This window comes from Paenibacillus lentus (assembly GCF_042714055.1).
Classification (GTDB): domain Bacteria; phylum Bacillota; class Bacilli; order Paenibacillales; family Paenibacillaceae; genus Fontibacillus; species Fontibacillus lentus_A.
In genome coordinates this window covers 191,404-216,212 of record NZ_JBHGVC010000004.1, presented here as the reverse complement: position 1 = coordinate 216,212, position 24,809 = coordinate 191,404, and the positions used below count along the sequence as shown (strand labels likewise).

The following is a 24,809-nucleotide window of genomic DNA, read 5'->3' as shown; positions in this document are numbered from 1 at the left end:
TTGCCAAGAAGAGAGTTGCCGCAGCCTCTAAATCGAGCCCAAGATGAAATACAGCAGGAAGAAGAAGGCGATCATATACATGGTCATAGACACTTCCGCACGACGACCCGTCACCCACTTCACGATCGGATAAGCGATGAAGCCAAACGCAATTCCGTTAGCAATGCTGAAGGATAGGGGCATAACCGCCAGCATCATGTAAGCCGGAAAGGCTTCGGTAAAGTCGTCGAAAGGCACTTCCTTAATCGACATAATCATCAGGCATCCTACAATAATAAGCACCGGAGCAATCGCACTGCTCGGGATAACTTTGAATAAGGGGACAAGAAACAAGGCGGGGATAAAAAGCAGTCCTGCGGTCAGCGAGGTAAGACCCGTTCTTCCGCCGGATGCAATGCCGGTCGCTCCTTCTGCCGCCGTCGTCATCGGACTGCATCCGAGCAGCCCTGCACTGATAACCGAAAAGGAATTCGCCTGAAACGATTTTCTAAACTTCGACTTATTCGGAAGCATGCCCAGCTGGGCCCCCATATTTGAAAAGATAATGACCATCGATAAAGAGAATACGGCCGTCCAAAATTGGAACGTCCCTATCCCGCTGAAATCTAAAGCAAGAAACAGTTCCCCATACCCGCCAAAAGAAATACTGAAATCTCGCAGCACCGAGAAATCAACAATGCCAAGCGCCGCGCCAATCCCCGTTCCGGCAATGATCGCAATCAAGAAATTCCCTCTCACATTACGTAAGAATAACGGCAGCGCGATAACTAAAGTTAAAATCGTCGTTAACGCATGTGGCTCATTGAGGCTAGCCAAGCTCACAAAGGTGCTCTCGTTGGCCACGATCACACCACCGTTTTTTAAGCCTAGAAAGGCAATGAAAAAACCAATCCCTGCCGTCATTGCATGTATCATTGACTTTGGAATCGAGCGGGATAAATAGTCGGCCCACTTCGTCACTGACGTGACCATGAATACAAGCCCGGCAATGAATACTGCAGCCAGTGCCTGCTGCCAGGTTAACCCTAGCGAGAACACGAGCGTAAATACAAAAAACGCATTATCCCCCATGCCCGGGACAAGAATGAGGGGCGAGTTGGCCCACAGCGCCATCAGCATACAGCCGATGAAGGAGCAAATGACCGTCACGATCGTAGCCGCTTCATACGGCATTCCCACCATGCTCAGAATGGAACCGTTCACGGCAATGATATAAGCTACCGTCATAAACGTGGTTAATCCCGCTACCATTTCAGTACGGATCGTTGTCTTCTCTTGTTGAAGGTGAAACCATCTTTCTAGTCTGCTATCCAATGAAGAACACCTCTTTATTAGCACTACTGTTCCTGCTCACGAGCCCATTACACGGAATTCCCCTGCATTTTTGCAGCATTTTCTTCTAAATATTTGGCAGCTCGCCGAATGTTCATTTTAAAAAGGGCTGGAGGTCTTAAAGACTCCAGCCCCTAATCCAACTATAAATTCAGCAATAAGCCCACAGCTAAACAACATAAGACTCACCGCTTCCCGACCTCGTATGGTTCCCCTAATGCTTTCGGTGAACGCGCCTTCCCTACCGCGCCAATCAGTACGAGCATCGTCAGCACATACGGCAGCATGTAGAAAAATTCATTCGGAATGCGAGCTGCGAATTCGAAGATTTGCAGTTGATCCTTGACGGCTTGTGCCAAGCCGAAGAATAAGGAGGCCAGCATGACGCCAACCGGATTCCACTTGCCGAAAATAACCGCCGCAAGGGCGATATAGCCTTGACCGGAAATCGTGTTGAACGCAAAGTTGCCGTTCGAGGTAAGCACGATGGTCGCTCCGCCTAGCGCCGCAATCGAGCCGCTGAGAATAACGGCCATGTAACGCATGCGGTTGACCTTGACCCCCACGGTATCCGCAGCGCCAGGATGCTCGCCGACCGCACGTAGTCGGAGCCCGACAGACGTCTTATAGATAATGAAGTAAATCACAATCACGAACGCAATAGCGATGTAGGTCGTTGGATAGTTGTTGAAGAACGCATTGCCAATAAACGGAATGTCGCTTAGGAACGGGATTCTGAATTTATGGAATACCGTTGTCAGCAGCGGGCTTTCCGCCGAGCCTTCAAAGATCAGCTTCACCAGAAAGAAGGTGGAGCTCGCCGCAAGAATATTGATGACAACCCCGCTGACGACCTGGTTTGCCTTAAACCTGATCGTGGCTACGGCATGGATACTCGAGAATATAGCCGTAAATATAAAGGCACCGATAATTCCGAGCCATGGCGACAGCCCGCCTAACCCTGCCGTTTCTGCATAATAAGCAATGACGGCCGAGAAGAAAGCTCCGGACACCATAAAGCCTTCCAGTCCAATATTGATGACGCCCGAACGCTCGGATATAAGCCCGCCAAGGGCAGCAAAGATAAAGGCCGTGGAAAATACGAGCGTCCCATTAATGAGATTGCTGATAATGTCCATCACTTACACCTTCTTCTTCAATTTATTTGTAAGCGGGCGGAAGAAGAGCTTCACAATCCCCGGTGCGGCAACGAAAAAGATAATGAAGCCGATGACCATCCGAATGATCTCGCCCGGGACTTCCGCACCGAAGCTCATGCCTTGCGAGCCATAGGTCAGCGCCCCGATCAGCATGCCGGAAAGGAACACGCCGAGAGCCGTATTCCCGCCAAGCAGGGCGACTGCGATTCCATCAAATCCTAGACCCGAGGTCACCGAGTTAATAGCGATGTATTTAAATACGCCCAGCACCTCAAAGGTACCGACCAAGCCGCCGAACACGCCGGAAATAAACATTGTGCGCACCATGACATTCGATACCTTCATCCCTGCATACTCGGCCGCATCCGGGTTAAGTCCGACAGCCCGCAGCTCATAGCCCCATTTGGTTCGGTTCAAATAAATATGGTAGAAGATTACGGCGAGGATCGTGATGAGGAATCCCCAGTGAATGCGGGCGCCCCCCATGAGCTGGGATAGCCAGCCAATTTGAATGCTGGCCGATTCTTGAATCATCGCAGATCGCTGTGTACCTGCTTGCGGCATGAAAGTACGAATCATGTAATGACTGAAATAGAGCGCAATAAAGTTGAACATGATGCTGGTGATAACTTCATTAATGCCCCGCTTCGCCTTAATATACCCCACGAGTGCACCCCACAATCCTCCGAGGATTGCACCGAATATAACAGCAACTACAGCATGCAGCAGAGGAGGCAGGCTCAGCTTCGTTCCTACGATAAGCGCACCGAGCGAGCCCATAATGATCTGGCCATCCACCCCAATATTGAACAGACCCGCGCGGAAAGCAATGGCTACCGCGAGACCGCACATGACGAGGGGAACGATCGTACGCAAGGCCTCCCCGATGTCATAGCTGCTGCCGAATATTTTGGTTACGAGGGAGTCGTAAGCGAGCAGTGGATCATACCCGCCAATCAGCATAATTATTGCACCCAATAATAGACCAATAATAATAGAGACAACAGGAATAACAGCAGATTCACGCCTGAAAATACTCATTAATTTATTCATGTGTGCCATCTCCTTCATGCTTGCCGGCCATCATCAGCCCAAGCTGCTGATCATTCGTCGATTCCGGCGTCGTCTCGCCAACGATCTGCCCCCCGAACAGGACAAGGATCCGGTCAGCAACGTTCAGGATTTCCTCCAGCTCAAAGGAGACCAGAAGCACGGCTTTCCCTTCGTCTCGCTGAGCAATGAGCTGCTGATGCACAAATTCGATCGCACCTACGTCAAGTCCCCGCGTCGGCTGAGCCGCGATGAGAACCTGAGGCTTCTTGTCGATCTCCCGCGCGATAATAACCTTCTGCTGGTTGCCCCCAGACATAGAGCGAACCTTGGTATCAATGCTTGGCGTCCGTACGTCGAACTCCTTTACTAGACGCGCGGCCATTTCATCCCTCGATTTCTCATTAATGAAGCCGCGTTGATTCAACTCCGGATGATCATACGTTTGCAAGATAATATTTTCACTGACGGTAAAATCCAGAACGAGCCCATGTTTATGCCGATCCTGAGGTATATGTGACAATCCGCTTTCCGATATGAAACGTGGGGATTGATTAGTGACGCTTTTGCCCTGGAGCAGGATTTCACCTGATTTAATGCCTCGCATGCCGGTAATCGCTTCGATCAGCTCCGTCTGACCGTTGCCATCGACCCCGGCAATCCCGACGATTTCGCCTGCGCGAACGGAGAAGGACAGTCCATCTACCGCATTTTTTCCCTTTCCGCTTTCAACAACTAAATCCTTCACTTCCAATAACGCATCTCCAGGCTTGGCAGCCTGCTTCTCGGTCTTAAAGTTTACGGCTTTCCCTACCATCTTCTCCGCCAATTCCTGCGGATTAGTCTTAGCGACTTCAACGCTCTCAATGACTTTTCCACGGCGAATAATCGTGCATGTATCCGCGATTTCCATAATTTCTTTAAGCTTGTGCGTAATCAATACAATCGATTTGCCTTCGGCCACCAAACGTCTCATGATTTCCAGCAGCTCGCTGATCTCTTGAGGCGTCAGCACCGCGGTCGGCTCATCAAAAATAAGAATGTCCGCACCCCGGTAGAGCGTCTTGATAATTTCCACCCGCTGCTGCATGCCTACGCTGATCGATTCAATCGTAGCCATGGGATCAACATCGAGCTTGTACTGCTCGGAGAGCTTCTTGACCTGTGCGCTGGCGCCTTTAATATCGATCTTCATCCCCTTTTTCGGTTCCATGCCAAGAATGATATTCTCCGTCACCGTGAAGGGCTCGACCAATTTAAAATGCTGGTGGACCATCCCGATGCCAAGATCAATCGCCTTATTCGGGCTATCGATCAATTCCTTCTGCCCATTCACGTAAATTTCGCCTTCATCCGGCTGATATAGTCCAAAAACGATGCTCATCAGCGTCGACTTGCCTGCACCATTTTCTCCGAGCAAAGCATGGATCTCACCGCGTTTCAATTGAAAACTGATCGAATCGTTGGCCACTACTCCGGGGAATCTCTTCGTGATTCCTTTCAGCTCTAACGCAATATCCGCCTTAGTCAAAGTAGACCCCTCCATCAAAGTTTCCGTCCCCTATCGCGAGAGGTGACAGGGGACGGAATTTATTATTCTTCAGGTACTACAATTTCGCCGTTAATGATTTTTTGACGATATTCTTCGACTTTAGCCAGCACGTCAGGGGCTACGTTCTTCTCGGAGGTCGGAGCAATATCGACACCGTTCTCCTTTAGGCCCATCAGCGTGACTTGTCCTGCCGGGAAATTACCTTCGGCTAGGCTCTTGGAAATTTGATAAACCGCTTCATCTACTTTTTTCACCATGGACGTGAGTGTTACATCATCGCCGAAGATCAAGGATTGGTCTTTATCGACCCCGATAACCCATACTTTACCGCCCTTGCTGTTGCGTTCCTTCGCTTCGTTAAACACACCGTTCCCTGTTAAGCCTGCTGCATGGAAAATAATATCCGCCCCATCGTTATAGATGGTTGAGGCCGCTGATTTACCCATATCTACCCGGTTAAACAAACCGGTGTAGTTCACAATCAATTTGGCATCCGGATTAACCGCTTTGATTCCTTCACGGAAACCAGCTTCAAAACGTTTGATGACCGGAATCTCCATGCCGCCGACAAATCCGATTTTGTTCGTCTTCGTGGTAAGTCCCGCGATAACCCCGACGAGGTAAGAGCCCTCCTGCTCCTTAAAGGATACAGAGGCAACGTTAGGCAACGTCAGATCAGAGTCCACGATTCCAAACATTGAATTCGGGTTCTCATTGGCCAACTGAGTCACGGCATCCGCCAGGGTAAAAGCAGTGGCCCATGTTAAGTCATAGTTCGCTTTTACGAATTGATTCAGGTTCGGCACAACGTCCGCATCGGATTTCGGCTCCAGGTATTTCACCTCAAAGCCGTAGTCCTTCTTCAACTGCTGAAGCGCTTCCCATGCGCTTTGATTAAAGGATTTATCATTGACGCTTCCAAGGTCAGTAACCATACCGACTTTAAGCTTCTTGATTTCTTGTTGATTACCGTTGTCAGCAGGCGTATTGGCATTTCCCGCACCAGCGCCGTTCTGGTTCGTTCCATTTTGTCCGCATGCCGTAAGAACCAGTATAAATACCAACAAAAGAGGCAATACAGTTTTCATTGTCTTTTTCATTTTTAATTTCCTCCCTAATGTGATTTGCCTTTGGTCTTTGCTTTGAATTGGTTAATCGCCAGTTAGAAACTAGTCAGGAGCCACTAGCTGCCCTAGGAAGCTTTCCCCCAATTCCGGCTTGTCCACCCCGAAGTTGTCGGCGATCGTGGCCGCCAGATCCGCAAAAGTGCTTCTTGTGCCAATCAAAGTGGCTTGATCAGCCAGTGCAGGATTGTAAATTAGAATCGGGACATACTCGCGGGTGTGATCGGTTCCCGGGCTTGTAGGGTCATTCCCGTGATCTGCCGTAATGATGAGCAAATCGCGTTCTCCCGTCTGCTGCATCAGCTCTGGAATATGCCGATCGAATTCCTCGAGGCAGGCAGCGTAACCGGCAGGATCGCGGCGATGGCCGTATAAGGAATCGAAGTCCACTAAATTAGTAAAAAGCAAGCCTTTAAACGAGCGCTGCAACAACCGAATCGTTGTTTGAATACCGTCTAAATTATTCTTTGTTGGAAAGGACTCCTTTATTCCTTGTCCTGTAAATATATCATAAATTTTACCAATAGAGATAACATCATATTCGGCTGCCTGTAAATGATCCAATACTGTGCTGCCGAACGGAGCCAATGCATAATCATGGCGATTCGGCGTGCGTACAAATGCACTGGGCTCCCCGACATAAGGTCTGGCGATGACGCGCCCAACCACGTAGGGATCGTGAAGAGTCAATTCCCTGGCGATTTCGCAAGCACGGTAGAGCTCCTCCAGGGGAATCACTTCTTCATGAGCGGCGATTTGAAAAACGCTGTCCGCCGAGGTGTACACGATCCAGGAGCCTGTCCGCATCTGCTCTTCTCCGTACTCATCGAGAATTTCCGTTCCCGATGACGGCTTGTTGCCAATTACCTTGCGACCGGTCAGCTCCTCGAACTTTGCGATGAGCTCTGCGGGAAATCCTTGCGGGTATACTTGAAACGGCACCTCTACCTTGAGCCCCATCAGCTCCCAATGCCCGGTCATCGTATCTTTGCCTACGGATACCTCCGCCATTTTTCCATGGCTAGCCAAGGGTTTCTCGACGCTTGGGATTACAGGCAGCGGAGCAATGTTACCCAGACCAAGCGCAGTAAGATTCGGCAAGCTGATCGTAGGGACTTGCTCACAAATGTGGCCAAGCGTATGGCTGCCTTCATCCCCAAAGGCCGAAGCGTCCGGCAAAGCGCCGATCCCTACACTGTCCAGGACAATGACGCATATTCGTTCAAATTTCATACCATTACCTCGATTCTGTAAATAACAATATATGCTGCTATGCTATGTTTTCTTTAAATCATGCTACAATAATCTGTAGGGCTACTTACAATCTCATAACCAAGCTGTTCATATAACGAAACTGAAAGGACGTAGAATTCATGATTGATAACATCTCAGACATTCATATTTTTTCCGGCCTTCCTGAAGATGATTTGCAATATATAGTCCCATTTCTTAAAGAACGGCAATTCAAGAAGAACCATATTCTGATGTTTGAGAATGACGAAAGTGATGAGATCTATCTTCTACGCTCAGGCATGGTTAAAGTTTACCGCATGTACGAAGGTAAAGAAGTCGTCCTCAGCATTACGACGCCCGGCGACATTATCGGCGAAGTCGAATCACTGTCGAACAGCTACCATCGAATTTCATCGATTGAAGCGCTGGAGAATGTCTCCGTCTGGCAAATTTCGGGTCAGGACTTCATGCACCTTGTCGATAAGTATCCCATCATCCTGAGAAACGCTTACAAGATTCTGGTGGAGCGTACCCGGATGCTCAATCGCATGATCCGCTATTTAACCTTCTATGACGTTCGCGGCAAAGTCGCTAACTTAATCATGGATCTTTATTATAATTTTGGAACCACGCACGGAAACGTTTACAAAATCGATTTGAAAATTAATCAATCCCTGCTCGCCAATATGATCGGCATCACTAGGGAATCGATCTCCAAAACGCTTGGCGATTTTCAAGCCGAAGGACTAATCGATATTCGTGATAAGTACCTATACCTCCTTGATATGAAACTGTTAGAATCTATTTGTCATGAGACGGAAGAGTTCCCTACGCTTCGCAAGTGGTATAACAATTAGGCCTGCCTATTGCTCTCAATATAGCAAATGACAGCGCTTTAATTCCGTTAACAGCGTAACGATTATTTTGTTAACCAATTCACAAAGACGGGGTTAACCCCTTAACAGTTCGCGGACCTTGCATTGTGATATGCTTTTCGTGTAATGTTGCCACAGGCACAATATAACTAAGCTGGAGGGATTTTACATGAGCTTTCACATCGAAGCTAAGGTTGGCGAAGTTGCAGAATCCGTCTTACTGCCCGGCGATCCGCTGCGCGCAAAGTATATTGCCGAGACATTCCTGGAGGATGCTGTCTGCTACAATGAGGTTCGCGGCATGCTGGGTTTTACAGGAACCTATAAAGGTAAACGCGTATCGGTTCAAGGCACAGGCATGGGGATGCCTTCCGCATCTATCTACATCCAAGAACTGATTAACGATTACGGTGCCAAGCATCTCGTGCGGATTGGAACATGCGGCGCTATTCAGCCGGACGTCAAAATTCGTGACGTTATTGTCGCTCAAGCGGCGGCTACCAATTCCGCGATCATTCGCAACCAGTTCCCTGGATACGACTTCCCGCAAATCGGGAACTTTGATTCCATCAAGACCGCTTATGAAATCGGTACCAATAAAGGGTTGAATCTGCGTGTCGGCAACGTCCTCTCTTCCGACCTGTTCTACACGGACAACAGCGATGAATTCAGCAAACTCGGTAAGCACGGCGTGTTGGCTGTAGAAATGGAAACAGCAGCACTGTATTTCCTCACGAACAAATTCGGCGTTAAAGGCTTAAGTCTTCTCACGGTAAGTGACCATATCCTGACCGGAGAGCAAACGACGGCTCAAGAGAGACAAACGACCTTCAACGACATGATCGAGGTTGCTCTGGAAACCGTCTCGAAGTAAGGCCTGTAGCCCATGTGCCTTTAATTGAGTAAAACCATCACAAACAAACAACGAAGAGGACTACTTGACAGCAGCGAGCTACGCTATCGGGTAGTCCTTCTCTTTTATCCCTATCCCCTATGAGAACGAGATACGTCTATCATCCATATTAGGAGGTCTTATTATTCGCCGCTTATCTATCTTGCTCCCTATTATGATGTTCTGCAGCCTCTTATCTCTCCCAATCCAGGCCTCCAGCTCCATAGAATTTACAGTTCAGGAGGATACCTTGCATCATATCGATGAAGAGATTATCCAGAACATGCAGCGCTTTGACATTCCGGGTATGGCCTTCGTGCTTGCGGATGAGAACGGTACTATTTATACCAAAGGGTATGGGGTACTCGAATGGGGTAGTGCTGAGGAGGTTGAACCTACAAACTCTTTTCAAATCGGCTCTATTTCCAAAGTGTTTACTTCACTAGCAATCATGCAGCTTCGGGATCAAGGACTTATCCAGCTGAATGCCCCTGTCACAGAATACTTGCCTTGGTTTGCGACGAAAAACCCCACTCTCTCTGACCGCATTACCATTCACGATCTGCTGAATCATACGAGCGGACTCCCGGGGCGGCTCAATACTCATGATATAAATGGATCGCATCCAGATGCGATCGCACAGCAAATGGCTCGCAAGCTTCAGAACGTACAGCTTGTCGCCGATCCGGGCACAACCTATGAATATACCAATATGAACTATGACTTGCTGCAGCTCATTATTGAGGAAGTCAGCGGTTTATATTTTCCCTACTATATGCGTGATCATATATTTCAACCTCTAGGCATGCATCGAACGTTCTTCACTAGTGAGGCTGGACTTGATCCCAATTCGGCAACCGGGCACCGATATATCTGGGGGAAGGCTCGACCTTTTCATGAGAAGCTGGCCTACGCCACCTTGGGCTCTGCTGGATTATCGACGAATGCCGAAGATTTGGGGAAGTACATTACTTTTCTTCTAAGCGGCTCTTCCGTCTCGGGCAATCCTATCATCCAAGCAGATAGTTTGCGTGAGATGCATATGGCAGCTATTTTTGATTCTTCGATTGGGTATGGATACGGCTGGGAGATCACGACAAATACCATTGAGAAAAAAGGAGGGCTCCCCGGGTTTTCCGCCAATCTGATTGTATTGCCCGGCAAATCGTACGGCTTCGCCCTGCTCGCCAACTCCAAGCAAAACATTACCGACGAAACGAATTTTAACATTTATCGAATACTGGAGGGGGAGCCTCTTCGGCAATTAAACAAGAGCGATTTTCCTGCTATCTCTTACGTAAATAAAAGTCTTCTATATATTAGCGCTTTGTTTATCCTGGTGACTCTGCTGATGTGGCTTCCCACATTAGTAGGATGGCTAAGGAAGAGAACATGCTCCTCCATAGCAAAGCCATCCCTTGCAACACTGTTCATCTGCTTCATGTTAAATGGTTTCATCCTAATTTGTGTCTTCTATTATATATACCTATACGTTCCATATGCGAGCGGCGTACCTTCTTTATATCGGCTTACGACGGCACCCGACACCGTCTACGGATTAACGCTGCTTTCCTTAGCCTGGCTTGGCTTCAGCATTTCTGTGGCTTGCAGATCTGTTATACGCAAAGAGGCAAAGGCATCCCAAAAATCGAAAGCATCCAAGCCTATCCTTCCACCTCGACAATAAACTCGGCCCAGGCGGTTGAGACTGGCCCGTGCTCAGGGGCTGGAATGTATTTAGGGCTGCTGACAATGATTAAATAGTAACCGGGGCCGTCCACTTGAATAGCTCCGGAGAATTTATTGTCCTGAATCGGGAGCTTGTTTGAGTTTACCGTCGTATACACGCCATGACCCAGTCCTCCAGGCTTAGGATCATACTTCTCCGCCGTTACGGTGACTTGATCAAAGTTGTCATTTGGCTTCACAATCGTTCCCTCAACGGAGATCTGGGCTCCACTCTTCGCTCTTACGTAGCCTGACGCGGGCCTATTGATGGTTATATATTGCTGTCCTTCTTCCGTCAACTTTATGGATATCGCGTCCGGCTCGCTAACCTTACGAAGAACAGTGAAATCAGCCGTGCCTGCAGAAATCGCATAAAGCTGCAGCGGATTAATGCCTGGACGCAGATTAGCCGTAAATTCCATGCGGTTGTACCGCCGGCCGTCCAGCTCTATTCCTTTTGCTGTTACTTTACCCGTACCGCCTCCCCATCCCCCACTGCCAAAAGAGTACAAAAATTGGGGCGTATACATGTCCTCCTGATACAACATCGAGAACTTGGCCGTCTCCCCATCTGTCTCCCAGCTCGGGGTCAGCACTTCGATGATTTTCTCGCTCCAGTTCCAGGTGACCGTTCCCTGATTCAACGAGGGGGAAATACCGATCCAGGCCAAAGGCTTAACCGGAATATAAGTGCGACCGTTCGCCAAAAAAGGCTTCGGGATCTTCTCGTTAGCAGCCGCTTCCCCGCCAGGCAGATAAACCTGATCTGAGCCGATCCGGAATGACAGCTCCTGCAGGCTTGGAGAAACCTGCGCCTTCATGACGACTCGCGCCTCCTGCTTCTTGGCATCCCAAGTGACCGAAGCGGCCGCCCCGCTCTCCTGAAGCGTACGCAGCGGCACGAAGACTCGACCATCCTTCAAGATCGGCTTATCCGCATGCACGGCCTTCCCATCCAAAGTTGCAGAGGTTCCCTTCATATTGAACTTCAATTCATGCTTCACGCGGTACATTTTGGCAATATCGCTTTCGGGATCACCGCTCGCGTTCGCCGCCACAGCAGGCGCAGCGGGCGCAACTAATGTACTTATGGTTAGAGTCAGTACTGCGGTTATGGACAGCAAAGTGCTTGCTATTTTTTTCATGATATTTATACCTCCTCTTATTGCTATATAAACTCAATATTTCTTCAAAAGGTTGCACGATTTATGCAATATCCTACCTAGGACTCAGCACACACTGCATTCTAGGAAAAACAAAAATCAACTGTATGAGGCCCTTTCCCCGCCTACAAATACAGTTGATTTCCTGAGCGGCAGAGCGCCGCACTAAGTATAAGGGTGAAGCTCAAATTACTTGATCATTTGCTGAATCAACTCCCGGTTGCGAGCCTTAAAAATCTCGTTATGGGAGGAGACCATCCCGCTCTTATGAGCGTCGGGCTGAATATATTGCTTGGCCCGATTGACTGCATTGGCAGCATCCTGGAAAGCGCCCGCAATAAGATGCAATTTCCCGTCATGCTTCAAAATATCCCCCGCGGCGTACAGTCCTTCTATGGAGGACTCGCTGCCAGCGCTGCCGGCGATATAATAATTATCCGCTATATCTATGTTCAATGCGCTATTCTCAAGCAAGGCCTTATCACGTTCATAACCATGATTGATAATCACTTCATCGATCTCCAGGTAAATAACCTCGCCCGTCTCATGATTTGTCAGCTCAACGCGCTCTATCGCTTCGTGATTCTCGCAAGCCATCAGCTTCGTAATCGACGTATTGAAATAGCATACCGCCGAACTATTCATCAGTTGAGTAGCTTGCGCCTCATGCCCGGACAGCGCCTCTTTCCGATAAGTTAAATATACCTGACCCGCAATCGGCTCCAATTCATTAGCCCAGTCAATCGCGGAGTTGCCGCCGCCGGAAATAATCACAGTCTTGCCCTTAAAACGCTGAAGTGATTTTACCGTATAATTGAGGTTGGAAACTTCAAATCGTTCCGCTCCTTCAATCTCCAGCTTCTGGGGATTCAATATGCCTCCGCCTACAGCAACAATCACCGTTCTGGAGTAATGCTTCTGCCCCGACGCGGCCTGTAATATAAAAATCCCCTCATCATCGCGGGATATAGACTCTACCTTCTCATTCAACACGACCTCCGGGTTAAAGGTCAATCCCTGCTCTACAAGCTGCTCGATGAGCTTCTCGCCCGAAACCGGAGTCAGACCCCCAACGTCCCAAATCATCTTCTCGGGATAGACATGAATCTTCCCGCCCAGCCTTGGCTGGTATTCTATCAGCTTGGTCTTCATCTCTCGAAGTCCGCTATAAAAGGCGGAGTAAAGCCCTGCAGGCCCTCCACCGATTATGGTTACATCAAATATTTCCTGCCCTTGCTCCTCCACATCCACTCACTCCTCAGCTATAGATAAAGACCTGAAATAATTGTTGATAACAAAATCAGGCCATTTTATAGTAATTATATTGAAATTGATAATCATTATCAAGTGAATGTTCGAAAGTCACAGCTATTCATTTCTATGCAGCGACAACCATCGGTCGTAAATCGTGCAGCCGGACGGTATTCGGCGGGCATCATGGTTGCCTTGATCGCACCCCCTCTTTTGTCTATCTGCTGCTCAAAAAATAAGCCGAACGACAAGAGCCCCACAAGTTGAAGGTTGGTACCTTCCGCTTGGGGGCTTACATGTTTAGGTTAGGTTTTCCTACTCCGTTACAGCCTTCACAGCACACTCTAACGCTCCGATCACTTTATCGCACCACACATCAAATTCCGGATCCTCTACTTGGAGCTCTGGATGGGCCAAAATGTGCTTCACCGTTTGCTTAATTCCTTGATCGAGCCGAGTTGTAGCTACAAATTCCGGCACCAGCCGTTTCAGCTTGGAGTTATCGAACACGACTGAGTTGGCCTTGTCTCCCAGCAGGCTGCCCCGCAAATCATCCGAGCTGCAAGCTGCCAAAAATTCGGAGGATATATGCACCGCATTCAGCTTCACGCCCAAAGCATCAGCGATAATCTCATAGATTTGATTCCAAGTCACGCTCTCATCGGACGTAATATGAACGGACTCGCCGATGGCATGGATGTTGCCCATCAAGCCTATGAAGCCCTTGGCAAAGTCGCTATTATGCGTCATCGTCCACAGGGAGGTGCCGTCCCCATGGATGATGACCGGCTTGTTCTCCAGCATCCGTTTAGCGATCTGCCAGCTTCCCTTGCTTCCATGCACGCCTAGCGGTATGGAGCGTTCACTATACGTATGGCTTGGTCTAACAATCGTAATCGGAAAGCCATGCTCGCGGTACTGCTTGATAAGGTATTCCTCGCAAGCGATTTTGTTTCTGGAATATTCCCAGTAAGGGTTAGATAAAGGCGTACCCTCGGTAACTCTATAATCGGACAAAGGAGTCTGGTAGGCAGACGCCGAGCTGATGAACATAAATTGCTTCGTTCTGCCATTGAACAGCCGATAATCCCTCTCCAGCTGCTTAGGATGGAAGGCGATAAAGTCAGCCACGACATCAAAGTTCATATGTTCAATCAGCCTGGCCACTTTATCTTCATCATTTATATCCGCTTGCAGGATATTTACTCCCGCCGGCAAGCCGCTATTTCTTGTACCCCGATTCAATAGGTAAAGCTCGCAGCCCGTCTCCGCCAATTGCTTCGTAATTGCCGAGCTGATCGTTCCCGTTCCGCCGATGAATAGTACTTTCATATGCCACCTCCGCAAATTGTTCGTCCTCTCTTACGATATCATTCGTTTGCCGCCAGGACAATTGACCCTACGTTTTATTTAATCGGCAATACAGCAAGAAAAGGGACGCCCGAACCGGGCTTCCCTTTTCTTATTACAGCTTTTCAATAAACCTCTTAGCTTATGGTAATGCAGCTCACCTATGACATCAGAAATCACTTTGAAGCAAGCTCGGTAAGCCGATAAAAAGCTGGCTTAGGACGATGCAGCCCATCAAACAGGAACGGCCAGTTTTTTCGCCCGCGTATAGGGAAATCGTCCAGCCAAGTATAATCATCCGCAGCTCCCCAGAAGGTCACGGAAGTGATCTCATTCCGGTATTCCTTCAATAATTTAAAGATCCGATCATACCGCTCCGCCTGCAGCTCAAGCAACTCCGCCGAAGGCTCGGTCAAATCCGTACGCTTATCGTCGAAGCGGAACATCGACATGTCCAGTTCCGTAAGCTGCAGCTGCAGACCAAGGGAAGCATACTTCTCCAACGCAGCTCGAATCTCGTCGAGGGAAGGATCATACACATTCCAATGGGCCTGTAGGCCAATGCCGTGTATAGGGACGTCTTGCTCCAGCAGCGACTTCACCAAAGTATAGATCTTGTCGCGCTTCGCCGGATGGGATTCGTTGTAATCATTGTAGAAGAGCACCGCATGAGGGTCAGCCTCATGGGCATATTCAAACGCCCGGGCAATGAATTCCGGTCCGGCAATATCCAGCCATTTCGACCGACGCAGGAGGCCATCCCCTTCGTCCTCTATAACTTCGTTTACCACATCCCAAGCGTAGATATCGTCTTTATAACGTCCTACCACCGTATGGATGTGCGATTTCATCCTCTCCAGCAAGGTCGCCTTATCTATAGGATTTCCCTGCTTGTCTTCAAACAGCCAGCCGGTAGACTGGTTATGCCACACCAAGGTGTGTCCCCGCATCACCATACCGTGCTCCCGGGCGAAGGCCGCTAATCGATCCGCCTCGTCGAACGCGTAAACTCCTTCTTCCGGCTGCAAGCTGGCAAACTTCATTTCATTCTCCGCCGTAATGCTGTTGAAATGATAGGCCAGCAGTTCCTCCTGTGTTCGAATGGTCAGCGGGTTTACAGCAGCCCCGATTCGGAAGTCATTTGTAAAAATATCCTTCAGCGCTGCTTCCGTGCGCCTATTACTCTTAGACAAAATGGATTCCTCCTGACTGATCATCTGATTCAGATCATTACGTCCCCAATTCCTGTTATTCCTTAACACTTCCTACATTCAGTCCGACGACAAAATACTTCTGCATGAATGGGTAAACTAGCAGAATCGGTACTGATGCTACAACCGTTACAGCAGCACGGATCGAGATCGGTGTTACCATGTTCGCTGCAGTTTCCTGTGTTACTCCTGCACCAGCAGCCACCGCAGGGTTATTGTTCGCGTTCATACTTGAAGACAACAGCTTCATCAACTCATATTGCAAGGTACTTAATTCTTGTCTCGAAGAAGTATAGATAAATGCATCAAACCAAGAGTTCCACGCACCAACAGCGACGAACAAAGCGATTGTAGCCAGAACCGGTTTACAAAGCGGAAATATGATGCGAATAAATATTTTAAAATCCCCAGCCCCATCAATTCTTGCTGATTCGACGAGGCTTTCCGGAATCGATCCGATATATGTCCGGATGACGATCATATTAAACGCACTAATCATTGAAGGAATAACATATACCCAGAACGAATTGATTAAGTTCAGGTCTTTCATCAGGAAGTATCCTGGAATCAAACCGGCGTTAAAATACATCGTCAGAATAAAAATAAAGGTAATCGGTTTGCGGAACACATATTCCCGCCGACTTAGCGTATAAGCTAGCATGGTGGTTAGTCCCAGATTCAGCAGCGTCGAAAGTACCGTTCTTGCCACGGAAATCCAGAATGCATCGAAAATGGTTCCTGAGGCGAATACCGCCTTGTAGTTCTGCCATGTAAATTCTCGAGGCCACAGATACAGTCCGCCGCGAATAGTATCATTCCCTGCATTGAGGGAAACGACGATCGTATTCAGAAAGGGATAGAGCGTGACAATAACAAGGCAAATCATAAATATGGTATTAAAAGTATTAAATAGGATCGGCTCAATTTTTCCTCTTCCGACAGATCTAGTCACTGCGGCAGCAGATGCTGGCCCAGGGCTGATGGTTTGATTTGCCATAACTATAACAGCCTCTCTTCCCCTAGCCGTTTAGCGACCCCGTTTGCAAGCAGCAGCAATGTTACGCTAACGACCGTTTTAAATATACCGGCAGCAGTAGCTAAAGAATAGTTTCCTTGAGCGAGCCCGTATTTCAGCACGAAAATATCAATCGTTTGCGACCAATCGACAACAAGACCGTTACCAAGCAGGTATTGGACTTCAAATCCTGCCTCTAGAATGTGGCCGACCTGCATAATCAACAGAATAATGATTGTAGGTTTGATCCCCGGCAATGTTACGTGGAACATTTTCCGGTAGCGGCTTGCGCCGTCAATATCGGCGGCCTCATACAGTGCCGGATCAATCGAGGCCATGGCGGCCAGATATATAATCGTATTCCAGCCGACTTCCTTCCAAACATGCGAGGCTCCGACGATACCCCAGAAGTATTTCCCTTCACTGAGCCATTGGATCGGTTCTTTAATCAGATGCAACTTCATCAGGACATCATTGATGATTCCGTCCGAGGCCAAGCTTGTCGCCACAATCCCGGTTACGATAATCCAGGACAAAAAGTGCGGAAGATAGGAAATCGTCTGTACGGTTCTTTTCCAAAATATTTTCTTAATTTCATTCAACAGCAGCGCCAATATAATCGCGGTTGTGAATCCAAGAATCAGGTTGATAACACTCATGGCCAGTGTATTTCGCAGCACTTGCATGAAACTATCATCTTTAAACAGGAACTCGAAGTGCTTAAACCCTACCCACTTCTGATCACCAAAGCTCTTAGCCGGTCTGTAGTCCTGAAAAGCCATCGTCCAGCCCCAAATGGGAACATAGGCGAACAATACGATATACGCCAGCAGAGGTACGGACATGTAAATCAGCTGACTCTGACCTTTGATAAGGGACCAGTTGATCTTTTTTTCTTTTTTAGGCTTCCGGACGGCTCGGTCTTTTTTCAAGGTCTGATCCATATTTTTTTCTCCCCAAAACCTCTTATTTCGGAAGATGGAAGGCTAATGAACGCCTTCCATCCTCCGATTTAAAGCCAGTTATTTTACAGTCCAGGTATCTCTTCTCCATTGCAGCACTTCATTGATACGATCTTCGTAAGCCTTGATGTTAAGTTTGCCAATTTCTTTGGTATATTCATCCCAGACGCTATCGAATTCAGAAGGCTTTGCAAGGATTGCCTTCGGCAAGAATTTAGTCGATAATTCATTTTGCTTCGTGTTGACGATCTTCGCTTCAGATCCGTCTACCAGATCAACCGACCAGGCAGGGTAAGCAATTTCATTCTCTGGAGCCGGGCTGAAGAAATCGACATAGCTGTTGAACCCGTATTGAGCAAGGAAGTTCTTGTCATACTCGTTCAAACCAGCCTTGTATTCTTCCGGTTGAGCAGCAGCGTCCGTAGAGTTTCCATCAGAGAATTTGCCTTGCATTTTTGGAGCTCTGCCATAGAAGGCATCGGCTTTGTTAGCCAATTTCCAGGTTCCGTCGGTAAACTTGTCGCGTTGTTCCTGGGTTTTCATGAAACGGCCCTCTTCATTGACATAGTAGTCTTCGCCTTCAATACCCCAAGTGAATATTTTCTGCCATTCTTCTTGAATCAGCGTATCCAACAGTTTAATAATTCTCACAGCTTGTTCTTCAGATGCATTGACAGTAATCCCGAAGCCGTTGTCCAGGTTAAGTGCCGGGCGATCTTTATAGTGATCTTTTATGCCTTCATCATAAACAAGTGGAAGACCGACATACGTTCTTTCAAATTTCTTCTGAGTAGTCAGAGAGTCTTCTGCACTTTGGAAGTTCCAGTGCTGGTCAAACATGCCCAAGACTGCGCTACTGGAGATTTTGGCCATATACTGGTCATAGTTTTGAGTAAATGTTTCCTTGTCGATGATGCCAGCTGCGTTCATTTCGTTCAATTTCTTGTAGTATTGCTTCGCATAATCCTTATCGGCAAAAATTTCCGCCTTACCGTCTTTGACAACTACGCCGCCGTCATTCGGATGACCGATCAAATGCTGCGGAGCGTTGAATAGCCCCCAGTTTCTCCAGTCATAGTTAAGAATTTCAAAGCCTATCGTCGGAGTGCCGTCGATCGTTGGATATTTCTCCTTATACTTGGCGATCAAATCAAAGTATTCATCCAATGTTTTCACTTGAGGATATCCTGCATCAGCCAAAACATCCTTTTGAATCCAGAAGGCAGGACCGGAATACCAAGTGGTGTCAGGGTCAGAATTATAAACGCCATAGTTTGGAAGAGTATAGATATGGCCGTCATTAGGATCTTTCATCATGTTCCAGTACTTCTCATAATGCTTTTTCAAGTTCGGAGCATGTTCTTCAACCAAATCTTCGAGCGGGATAAATGCGCCCGCCGCTTTCAGCTTCTGATTATCCGTCATCATGTCAGGATAATCGCCGCCAGCGATCATAACGCCCAACTTCTGGTCAATGTCGCCCGCCAGAAACTCGAACTTGAAGGTAGCACCTGTTTCTTCTTTGATCATCTTGTATATTTTATTGTCCGGCGTCGGCTGCTGGCCGGCTTCCCCGATAAAGATACTGATTTCGAACGGTTCTACCTTGCCATCATTATTTCCGGTCGCCGTCTGCTCCGGAGTATTGTTCCCGCTTGGCTTCGCATTCCCGCCGCCGCAGCCTGATAGAACGACGCTGAGCGACAACAGCAGAATTGTCCCGAGCCGAAGCCATGTCTCAGATGTACCCCCCATTGTTAAAAGCACCTCCGTAAAAATTTTTAGCTACACACAAGCTCCCTTTGTAAGCCCTTTCATGTAACTTATCTTTATTTTAGAAGCGCTATGAGAGCCGAACTATACCACAATTAAAGGATTAACCCTAAAAATTTTAGAACATGGTGCTTTTGTATTCATTGGGAGACATCTGCTTCCTGATTTCAAATTGTTTAAAAAACTGACCATAGTGGCTGTAGCCAACGAGCTCTGCAATTTCGCTATTCTTCAGTTCACTCTGAGCAAGCAGGCGCACCGCTTCCTCAATTCGCAGGTTATGTACAAGCTCATTAAAGCTGATTCCATTCTTCTTCAACAGCAGCTGTCCCAAATACGCCGGATGCATATAGAAAATTTCGCCTAATTTCTTCAGCGTGAGGCGTTCGCGGTAATGCTCGCGGATGTAATCGTTAATTTCCTGAACAATCCCCTGCGATTGTTTGGTTTGCTCCCTCAAAAGCAGCTTGATGCCGTCCGTGCCGCAGGCTAGCAGAAGGTTCATCAGATCGTTCATAACAAAGACTGAATCCGATAAACCGGGAAGCGCATATTTCTCGAACAATAACTCGGTCTGCATCTCGCTCGACTCATCCAAATACTCCATGATTCTGCACATCACATGAATGACGACCTTCTTGACGATTTCCGGCGCAACGAGCATTTCCCGAAAGCTGCGGGCCGCAGAGTCTACGGCCTCCTGAAAAGCGGCCTGATCCAGAAGCGTAATCGCTCCGATGATCGCCTCCACCAGCTGCAGTTGATCATAGTGGTAATTCAAAGGCTGATTCGCAATCTGTTCATAACGGAAGATGCTGTCATATCCCGTGTCATAAAATTTATAAATCATTGCTTCTCTCGCGGTTTGATAGCTATGCCCGATTTGGAGCAGATTGCCCGCCCCGGCGCCGACAGCCACAAATACCCGCTTTCCGGAATATTGCCGTACCAGCTCCTCGAGCGTCCGCCAGGTTTTTTGTCCACTATCTATGCTCTGAGAATAGCCGAATACGATTCCAAAGCGGTTCATGTCCAAATCGATTAAATACATCGCTTCTTCCTGATACATAAGGGCTGCGGCTTTAATTCGCAGCTCAGCGAACGAGTCGGCCTCCGCCTGTACGAGGCAGAAATTCCATGTCTCCCGGGCTTCCGATACTCGACTTAACAGCGAAACTGCGGCTTGATCCTGTGTTTGCTCCTGCAGCATATCCTTGATGCTCGATACGATCTCCTCGTAAGAGGCGATTTGATTCAGGCTCTGCTTCTCCTGCTCCTGCACCAGCTCCTCATGGATTTCGGCTAATTCCTCCTCCGCTTCCTCGGGAATGATCGGCTTTAATAAATAGTGGTTCACGCCGTAACGCAGCGCCCGCTGGGCATATTCAAATTCACTGTACCCGCTGAGAATAACAAATCGCACTCCACGAGCCTGCTCCGCCTGGCAAGCCGCTATCATTTCCAGCCCGTCCATGAGCGGCATGTTGACGTCCGTAACAACCAAATCCGGCTGTAGTTCATGGATCATCTGCAGGCCTTCGATCCCGTTGCTCCCCGTCCCGCAGATTTCGAACCCGATTTTCTGCCAATCGATCCAGAGCTGCATCCCTTCCAGTGCGCCGGGCTCATCGTCGATCAAGAGCACTTTGAATGTCATATATTTTCCATCCCCCTTGCCTATGTGTGATCAAGAAGCTTAAGCGGAATATCATAGCTAATTTCCGTCCCCAGATGAGGCTGACTGACGATATCGAAGCGAACCTGGTCGTCATAGTACAGCTCCAGCCTGCGATACACGTTGCGGATGCCGATGCTGGTGCCCGAGGAGTTTTCATTTCGCACGGCGAGAATGACCTCCCGCAGCTTGCCGGCCTCCATCCCTTTCCCGTTATCCGCGATGACAATGCGAAGACGGGCATCCCTTATCGTGGCGCTAATCCGTACAATGCCAAGCCCATCGATCATCTGAATGCCATGCTTGCAGGCATTCTCGACTAGCGGCTGAATGCTCATTTTAGGAATTTTATATTGGAGCGCCTCCTCCTCGATCTCGAATTGATAATTAAATTTATCCCTGAACCGAAATTTTTCGATTCTCAAATACATTTCAATGAACATGAGCTCTTCTTCGAGAGTTACGACATCTTCCTTCCAACTGAGCAGCCTTCGCAGCAGCCTGGACAAGCTTTTGATTATATCGGTCACGTCCGAATAATTGTTCTTGGTGCATACGACCAAAATCGCGTTCAGCGTATTGAACAGGAAATGGGGATTCATCTGGCTCTGCATAAAGTTCAGCTCCGCCCGAACACGCTCCATCTCCAGATTTTTCTTCTGGATCTCCAGCTTGTATACGTTGTTGATCAGGGAATTGATTTGAGTAGTCATCCTGTTGAAGTTGCGGATCAAGCCGCCGATTTCATCGCGTCCCTCGTCAATTTGAATCAGATCGAACTTCTCGTTGGACACCTTCTGCATATGCCGGGACAGCCGCTTCACCCGGTAATTATAGGATCTCAGCATCACGTAAATGAACATCGTAGCCATCAAGGTGACGGCTGCAGCCATTACACCTACGAATAGTCGCATATCAAGCATCGCCTTCGTAATTCGGGTTCCTTCTGCGAGCCCGATCAGCCGCCAGCCCTTTACATATTTGGCCGTGCCGATTGAAATCGTATGTACATCCTCGTCGCTATACTGTTCCGGCAATTTAAAGACGGGATACGGATCCAGGCTGCCTCTTTGGTAGCCGCTCGCAGACGACATGATGATTTGGTTATGCTCATTGACCAGGTAGAGTGTGAAATAGTCTCTTTCCCGCACGATTACATCGTAAATTTTGCTCAAATCAATATCGATGCGAAGCAGCTTCTCGTAGGTATTGAAAAGATCAATGTAATTCATTTTCTCGATAACGCTTAAATAAGGGGCCGTATATGCCTTGTTGCTGCTATCTGTCGCCTGGTACGCCGCAACCATGACGCTTTCATTCGATTCTCTCCAGAGCTTATACCAGTCACTGGTCTTGACTTCCTCATTGATGACCTGATAATTCCCTCCGTTCACGATGGTCTGATTATCCGTAAAAATCGTGATGCGTTGAATTTGGTTATTTACCGGCATATAGCCAGTTACCCGATGGCGAAGCTGCTCATCGAAGGCGACGTAGAAGTCCAACTGATCCTCATAGGTCTGATCCAGCATCTCATACAGCGTCCGATCCCTGGTTAAGGCATGGCTGACCGCCACGCCCCCGTCGAGGTAGTCGTGGATATCCTTTCTGGCCCGCTCTAGTGAAATCTCCAGGTTCTGCTCCTCTCTTGACGTGATCAAATGGGACATGCGATCCATAAATAAAAGATTCATGAGAATGATCGGAAGAAGCACGCCGATAAAGAAAATAAGAAAAAACTTATAATTCAGCGGAATGTCATTCACTATTTTTCTAAGCTTGAATTTTCTCTCAGGCATCTGTAGCTCCTCCTGCTTCCAAAGCGGCCCTATTCCCGGCTTCCTGCCTGTATGCCGACGGCAATATTCCCGTGCTCAGCTTGAATTTATTAATAAAATAGTCCGTATTGGGATAGCCGACTTGCAGCGCCACATCGGAAATTTTCATCTGGGTTCGCTTCAGCAAGCGTTTAGCTTCTTCAATCCGCTTCTCGTTCAGATACGCGTTAAACGATTGGCCCGTATTTTTCTTGAATAATTGCCCCAAATAAGTCGCGTTCATATGAAATTGCCGGGCCAGCTCCTGAAGCTGGAGCTTACTGCGAAACTCCCGATCCACGTACTGGATGACATGGAATATCGTATTGCACTCATTCTCCCGTTTTAATTCGCTTAACCGGGAAGCTCCCCGCAGGCATAACTGCTGAACGTATTGCTCCATCACGAAATAATCCGCCAGCTCACCTAGTGCGCCATGCTGTTTCTGCAGCTCTTCCATCACCGTATCCGGATTCCCGCCGAGCTCGGCGATTCGCTCGCAGATCATCCATTCTAGATTTACGACATAAGCCTTCGCTATCTCAATGTCTGACAAGCGGCAAGCAAAGGAGGTGACAAATTCCTTAACGCTAGCATCGATAAGCTCCGAAATTCCTGCAGCAAACGCAGCGAACATCTGATCGAATTTCTCCTTATGGACTTCATGTCTCGCCTGCCCTTTGTGATCGCCGCAAAAATAGAACAGCCCTTTTCTTCCCTGGCTGCGCTTCGCTCTGACCACTTCATCCGCTTGCCGGTACAGCTCACGGATGGAGCCGATCCCGCACCCTTTATCGCTAACAGCTACCGTGACGGACTCCCCGGCATGAATCGAAAGCTGCTTGTGCAGCTCAAGGGCCGCTTCTCCCAGCCGGCCGTCCAAGCTATGGCTCGATTGAACGAGCAAGCCGGTTCTCCCGAAGTTATCGTGGAAGGAGTGAACGACCTCCTGGGGGAAATAGGTGTCAGCCCATGCTGTCATATCCAAGGGAATCGGCGATGCATCAATTAAAATGCACTGCAATTCGGAGTCCTCCCGCAGCTGCATGGAGCTTGCTGCCTGCTGCTGCAAGCACTCGCCGGACTCGCCTTGGATCAAACGGTTAATGATATTGTTCACGACGAATAGCTGCTGCTTGATTTGGCTTTGCTCCGAGGCTATTTCATTCAGGATGCTTTTACTAAGCTTGATCAGCAAGGTATCTATATCTTCATCATCAACAGGCTTAAGCAAATATTCAGCAACCTTCTGGCGCATCGCTGAACGAGCATAGTCAAAATCGTCGTAGCCGCTGAGTACGACGAATTTAGGCGGCTTCGGCAGCAATCGGTTACACTGCTCAATCAATTCAAGGCCGCTTAGGTTCGGCATATTGATGTCCGTGATCACCAGCTCGGGGCGATGATCCTGTATCATGCGGAGTGCCTCGGTGCCGCTCAAAGCTTCTCCGCAAATATGAAAGCCGTATTTTTCCCAAGCAATCATCGTCTTCAGCCCTTCGAGAATCCAGGGCTCATCATCTACCAGCAATACATTCAGCACGCTAATCTGCCTCCTTAGTTCAATTCGCCACGCAATATGAAAGCGCATACATTACTTGCAATGTCTTTGCACCGGTAAAAGGATACTTAGGTAAGCCTGATTC

Annotated in this window: 19 protein-coding genes; 3 read left to right on the top strand and 16 right to left on the bottom strand. The window is 48.3% G+C overall.

The window, feature by feature from the left end; genetic code table 11:
* Positions 1 to 27: 27 nt before the first annotated feature.
* From ACE3MQ_RS10905 to ACE3MQ_RS10880, 6 genes are all read right to left on the bottom strand, one after another.
* Positions 28 to 1,314, bottom strand: a complete 1,287-nt coding sequence (locus ACE3MQ_RS10905) for an NCS2 family permease (protein WP_379392640.1) — start codon at positions 1,312 to 1,314, stop codon at positions 28 to 30.
* 203 nt (positions 1,315 to 1,517) lie between these two features.
* Positions 1,518 to 2,471 carry an ABC transporter permease gene (locus ACE3MQ_RS10900; protein ID WP_379392639.1) on the bottom strand — a complete coding sequence of 318 codons (954 nt, stop codon included), beginning with the start codon at positions 2,469 to 2,471 and terminating at the stop codon, positions 1,518 to 1,520.
* A gap of 3 nt (positions 2,472 to 2,474) precedes the next feature.
* A complete protein-coding gene (locus ACE3MQ_RS10895; protein WP_379392638.1) occupies positions 2,475 to 3,545 on the bottom strand; it encodes an ABC transporter permease in 1,071 nt (356 codons plus the stop codon).
* Positions 3,538 to 5,073, bottom strand: a complete 1,536-nt coding sequence (locus tag ACE3MQ_RS10890; RefSeq protein ID WP_379392637.1) for an ABC transporter ATP-binding protein — start codon at positions 5,071 to 5,073, stop codon at positions 3,538 to 3,540. The genes ACE3MQ_RS10895 and ACE3MQ_RS10890 overlap by 8 nt, the downstream gene beginning before the upstream one ends.
* A gap of 62 nt (positions 5,074 to 5,135) precedes the next feature.
* Complete coding sequence (locus ACE3MQ_RS10885; RefSeq protein ID WP_379392636.1) at positions 5,136 to 6,194, bottom strand: BMP family lipoprotein; 1,059 nt, start codon at positions 6,192 to 6,194, stop codon at positions 5,136 to 5,138.
* Positions 6,195 to 6,263: 69 nt separating this feature from the next.
* On the bottom strand, positions 6,264 to 7,451 hold the full coding sequence (locus tag ACE3MQ_RS10880) for a phosphopentomutase (protein WP_379392635.1): 1,188 nt from the start codon (positions 7,449 to 7,451) through the stop codon (positions 6,264 to 6,266).
* 140 nt (positions 7,452 to 7,591) lie between these two features.
* Between ACE3MQ_RS10880 and ACE3MQ_RS10875 the strand changes: the two genes are divergently transcribed.
* The 3 genes from ACE3MQ_RS10875 to ACE3MQ_RS10865 all read left to right on the top strand — a co-directional run bounded on the left by ACE3MQ_RS10875 (position 7,592) and on the right by ACE3MQ_RS10865 (position 10,905).
* Positions 7,592 to 8,308 (top strand): Crp/Fnr family transcriptional regulator, encoded by a 717-nt coding sequence (locus ACE3MQ_RS10875; protein WP_379392634.1) that lies wholly within the window; start codon positions 7,592 to 7,594, stop codon positions 8,306 to 8,308.
* Between the two features lie 187 nt (positions 8,309 to 8,495).
* Complete coding sequence (gene deoD / locus ACE3MQ_RS10870; RefSeq protein WP_379392633.1) at positions 8,496 to 9,200, top strand: purine-nucleoside phosphorylase; 705 nt, start codon at positions 8,496 to 8,498, stop codon at positions 9,198 to 9,200.
* Positions 9,201 to 9,468: 268 nt separating this feature from the next.
* Positions 9,469 to 10,905, top strand: coding sequence for a serine hydrolase domain-containing protein (locus ACE3MQ_RS10865; protein ID WP_379392632.1), 1,437 nt, complete (start codon positions 9,469 to 9,471; stop codon positions 10,903 to 10,905).
* Here the strand turns inward: ACE3MQ_RS10865 and ACE3MQ_RS10860 are convergent.
* The 10 genes from ACE3MQ_RS10860 to ACE3MQ_RS10815 form a co-directional block, all read right to left on the bottom strand.
* The gene (locus ACE3MQ_RS10860; RefSeq protein WP_379392631.1) at positions 10,883 to 12,091 is read right to left on the bottom strand and encodes a stalk domain-containing protein; all 1,209 of its coding nucleotides are present in this window, start codon (positions 12,089 to 12,091) and stop codon (positions 10,883 to 10,885) included. The two genes, ACE3MQ_RS10865 and ACE3MQ_RS10860, sit on opposite strands and share 23 nt — an antisense overlap.
* Before the next feature lie 207 nt (positions 12,092 to 12,298).
* Complete coding sequence (locus ACE3MQ_RS10855) at positions 12,299 to 13,354, bottom strand: NAD(P)/FAD-dependent oxidoreductase (protein ID WP_379392630.1); 1,056 nt, start codon at positions 13,352 to 13,354, stop codon at positions 12,299 to 12,301.
* A gap of 321 nt (positions 13,355 to 13,675) precedes the next feature.
* Complete coding sequence (locus ACE3MQ_RS10850) at positions 13,676 to 14,692, bottom strand: SDR family oxidoreductase (protein ID WP_379392629.1); 1,017 nt, start codon at positions 14,690 to 14,692, stop codon at positions 13,676 to 13,678.
* Positions 14,693 to 14,886: 194 nt separating this feature from the next.
* A complete protein-coding gene (locus tag ACE3MQ_RS10845; protein ID WP_379393072.1) occupies positions 14,887 to 15,927 on the bottom strand; it encodes an endo-1,4-beta-xylanase in 1,041 nt (346 codons plus the stop codon).
* A 31-nt stretch (positions 15,928 to 15,958) separates the two neighbouring features.
* Positions 15,959 to 16,918 carry a carbohydrate ABC transporter permease gene (locus ACE3MQ_RS10840; RefSeq protein ID WP_379392628.1) on the bottom strand — a complete coding sequence of 320 codons (960 nt, stop codon included), beginning with the start codon at positions 16,916 to 16,918 and terminating at the stop codon, positions 15,959 to 15,961.
* A 2-nt stretch (positions 16,919 to 16,920) separates the two neighbouring features.
* A complete protein-coding gene (locus ACE3MQ_RS10835; RefSeq protein ID WP_379392627.1) occupies positions 16,921 to 17,880 on the bottom strand; it encodes an ABC transporter permease in 960 nt (319 codons plus the stop codon).
* A gap of 78 nt (positions 17,881 to 17,958) precedes the next feature.
* The gene (locus ACE3MQ_RS10830) at positions 17,959 to 19,653 is read right to left on the bottom strand and encodes a type 2 periplasmic-binding domain-containing protein (protein WP_379392626.1); all 1,695 of its coding nucleotides are present in this window, start codon (positions 19,651 to 19,653) and stop codon (positions 17,959 to 17,961) included.
* A 136-nt stretch (positions 19,654 to 19,789) separates the two neighbouring features.
* Positions 19,790 to 21,328, bottom strand: a complete 1,539-nt coding sequence (locus tag ACE3MQ_RS10825; RefSeq protein ID WP_379392625.1) for a response regulator transcription factor — start codon at positions 21,326 to 21,328, stop codon at positions 19,790 to 19,792.
* Between the two features lie 20 nt (positions 21,329 to 21,348).
* Positions 21,349 to 23,145 carry a sensor histidine kinase gene (locus ACE3MQ_RS10820; RefSeq protein WP_379392624.1) on the bottom strand — a complete coding sequence of 599 codons (1,797 nt, stop codon included), beginning with the start codon at positions 23,143 to 23,145 and terminating at the stop codon, positions 21,349 to 21,351.
* A complete protein-coding gene (locus ACE3MQ_RS10815) occupies positions 23,138 to 24,706 on the bottom strand; it encodes a helix-turn-helix domain-containing protein (protein WP_379392623.1) in 1,569 nt (522 codons plus the stop codon). The genes ACE3MQ_RS10820 and ACE3MQ_RS10815 overlap by 8 nt, the downstream gene beginning before the upstream one ends.
* Positions 24,707 to 24,809 lie beyond the last annotated feature (103 nt).

Coding starts and splice junctions, on each gene's coding strand:
- ACE3MQ_RS10880 (WP_379392635.1), bottom strand. CDS start 7,451: ATGAAATTTGAACGAATATGCGTCATTGTCCTGGACAGTGTAGGGATC.
- deoD (WP_379392633.1), top strand. CDS start 8,496: ATGAGCTTTCACATCGAAGCTAAGGTTGGCGAAGTTGCAGAATCCGTC.
- ACE3MQ_RS10860 (WP_379392631.1), bottom strand. CDS start 12,091: ATGAAAAAAATAGCAAGCACTTTGCTGTCCATAACCGCAGTACTGACT.
- ACE3MQ_RS10835 (WP_379392627.1), bottom strand. CDS start 17,880: ATGGATCAGACCTTGAAAAAAGACCGAGCCGTCCGGAAGCCTAAAAAA.
- ACE3MQ_RS10825 (WP_379392625.1), bottom strand. CDS start 21,328: ATGACATTCAAAGTGCTCTTGATCGACGATGAGCCCGGCGCACTGGAA.
- ACE3MQ_RS10850 (WP_379392629.1), bottom strand. CDS start 14,692: ATGAAAGTACTATTCATCGGCGGAACGGGAACGATCAGCTCGGCAATT.
- ACE3MQ_RS10900 (WP_379392639.1), bottom strand. CDS start 2,471: ATGGACATTATCAGCAATCTCATTAATGGGACGCTCGTATTTTCCACG.
- ACE3MQ_RS10845 (WP_379393072.1), bottom strand. CDS start 15,927: ATGATCAGTCAGGAGGAATCCATTTTGTCTAAGAGTAATAGGCGCACG.
- ACE3MQ_RS10820 (WP_379392624.1), bottom strand. CDS start 23,145: ATGCCTGAGAGAAAATTCAAGCTTAGAAAAATAGTGAATGACATTCCG.
- ACE3MQ_RS10885 (WP_379392636.1), bottom strand. CDS start 6,194: ATGAAAAAGACAATGAAAACTGTATTGCCTCTTTTGTTGGTATTTATA.
- ACE3MQ_RS10840 (WP_379392628.1), bottom strand. CDS start 16,918: ATGGCAAATCAAACCATCAGCCCTGGGCCAGCATCTGCTGCCGCAGTG.
- ACE3MQ_RS10895 (WP_379392638.1), bottom strand. CDS start 3,545: ATGAATAAATTAATGAGTATTTTCAGGCGTGAATCTGCTGTTATTCCT.
- ACE3MQ_RS10875 (WP_379392634.1), top strand. CDS start 7,592: ATGATTGATAACATCTCAGACATTCATATTTTTTCCGGCCTTCCTGAA.
- ACE3MQ_RS10830 (WP_379392626.1), bottom strand. CDS start 19,653: ATGGGGGGTACATCTGAGACATGGCTTCGGCTCGGGACAATTCTGCTG.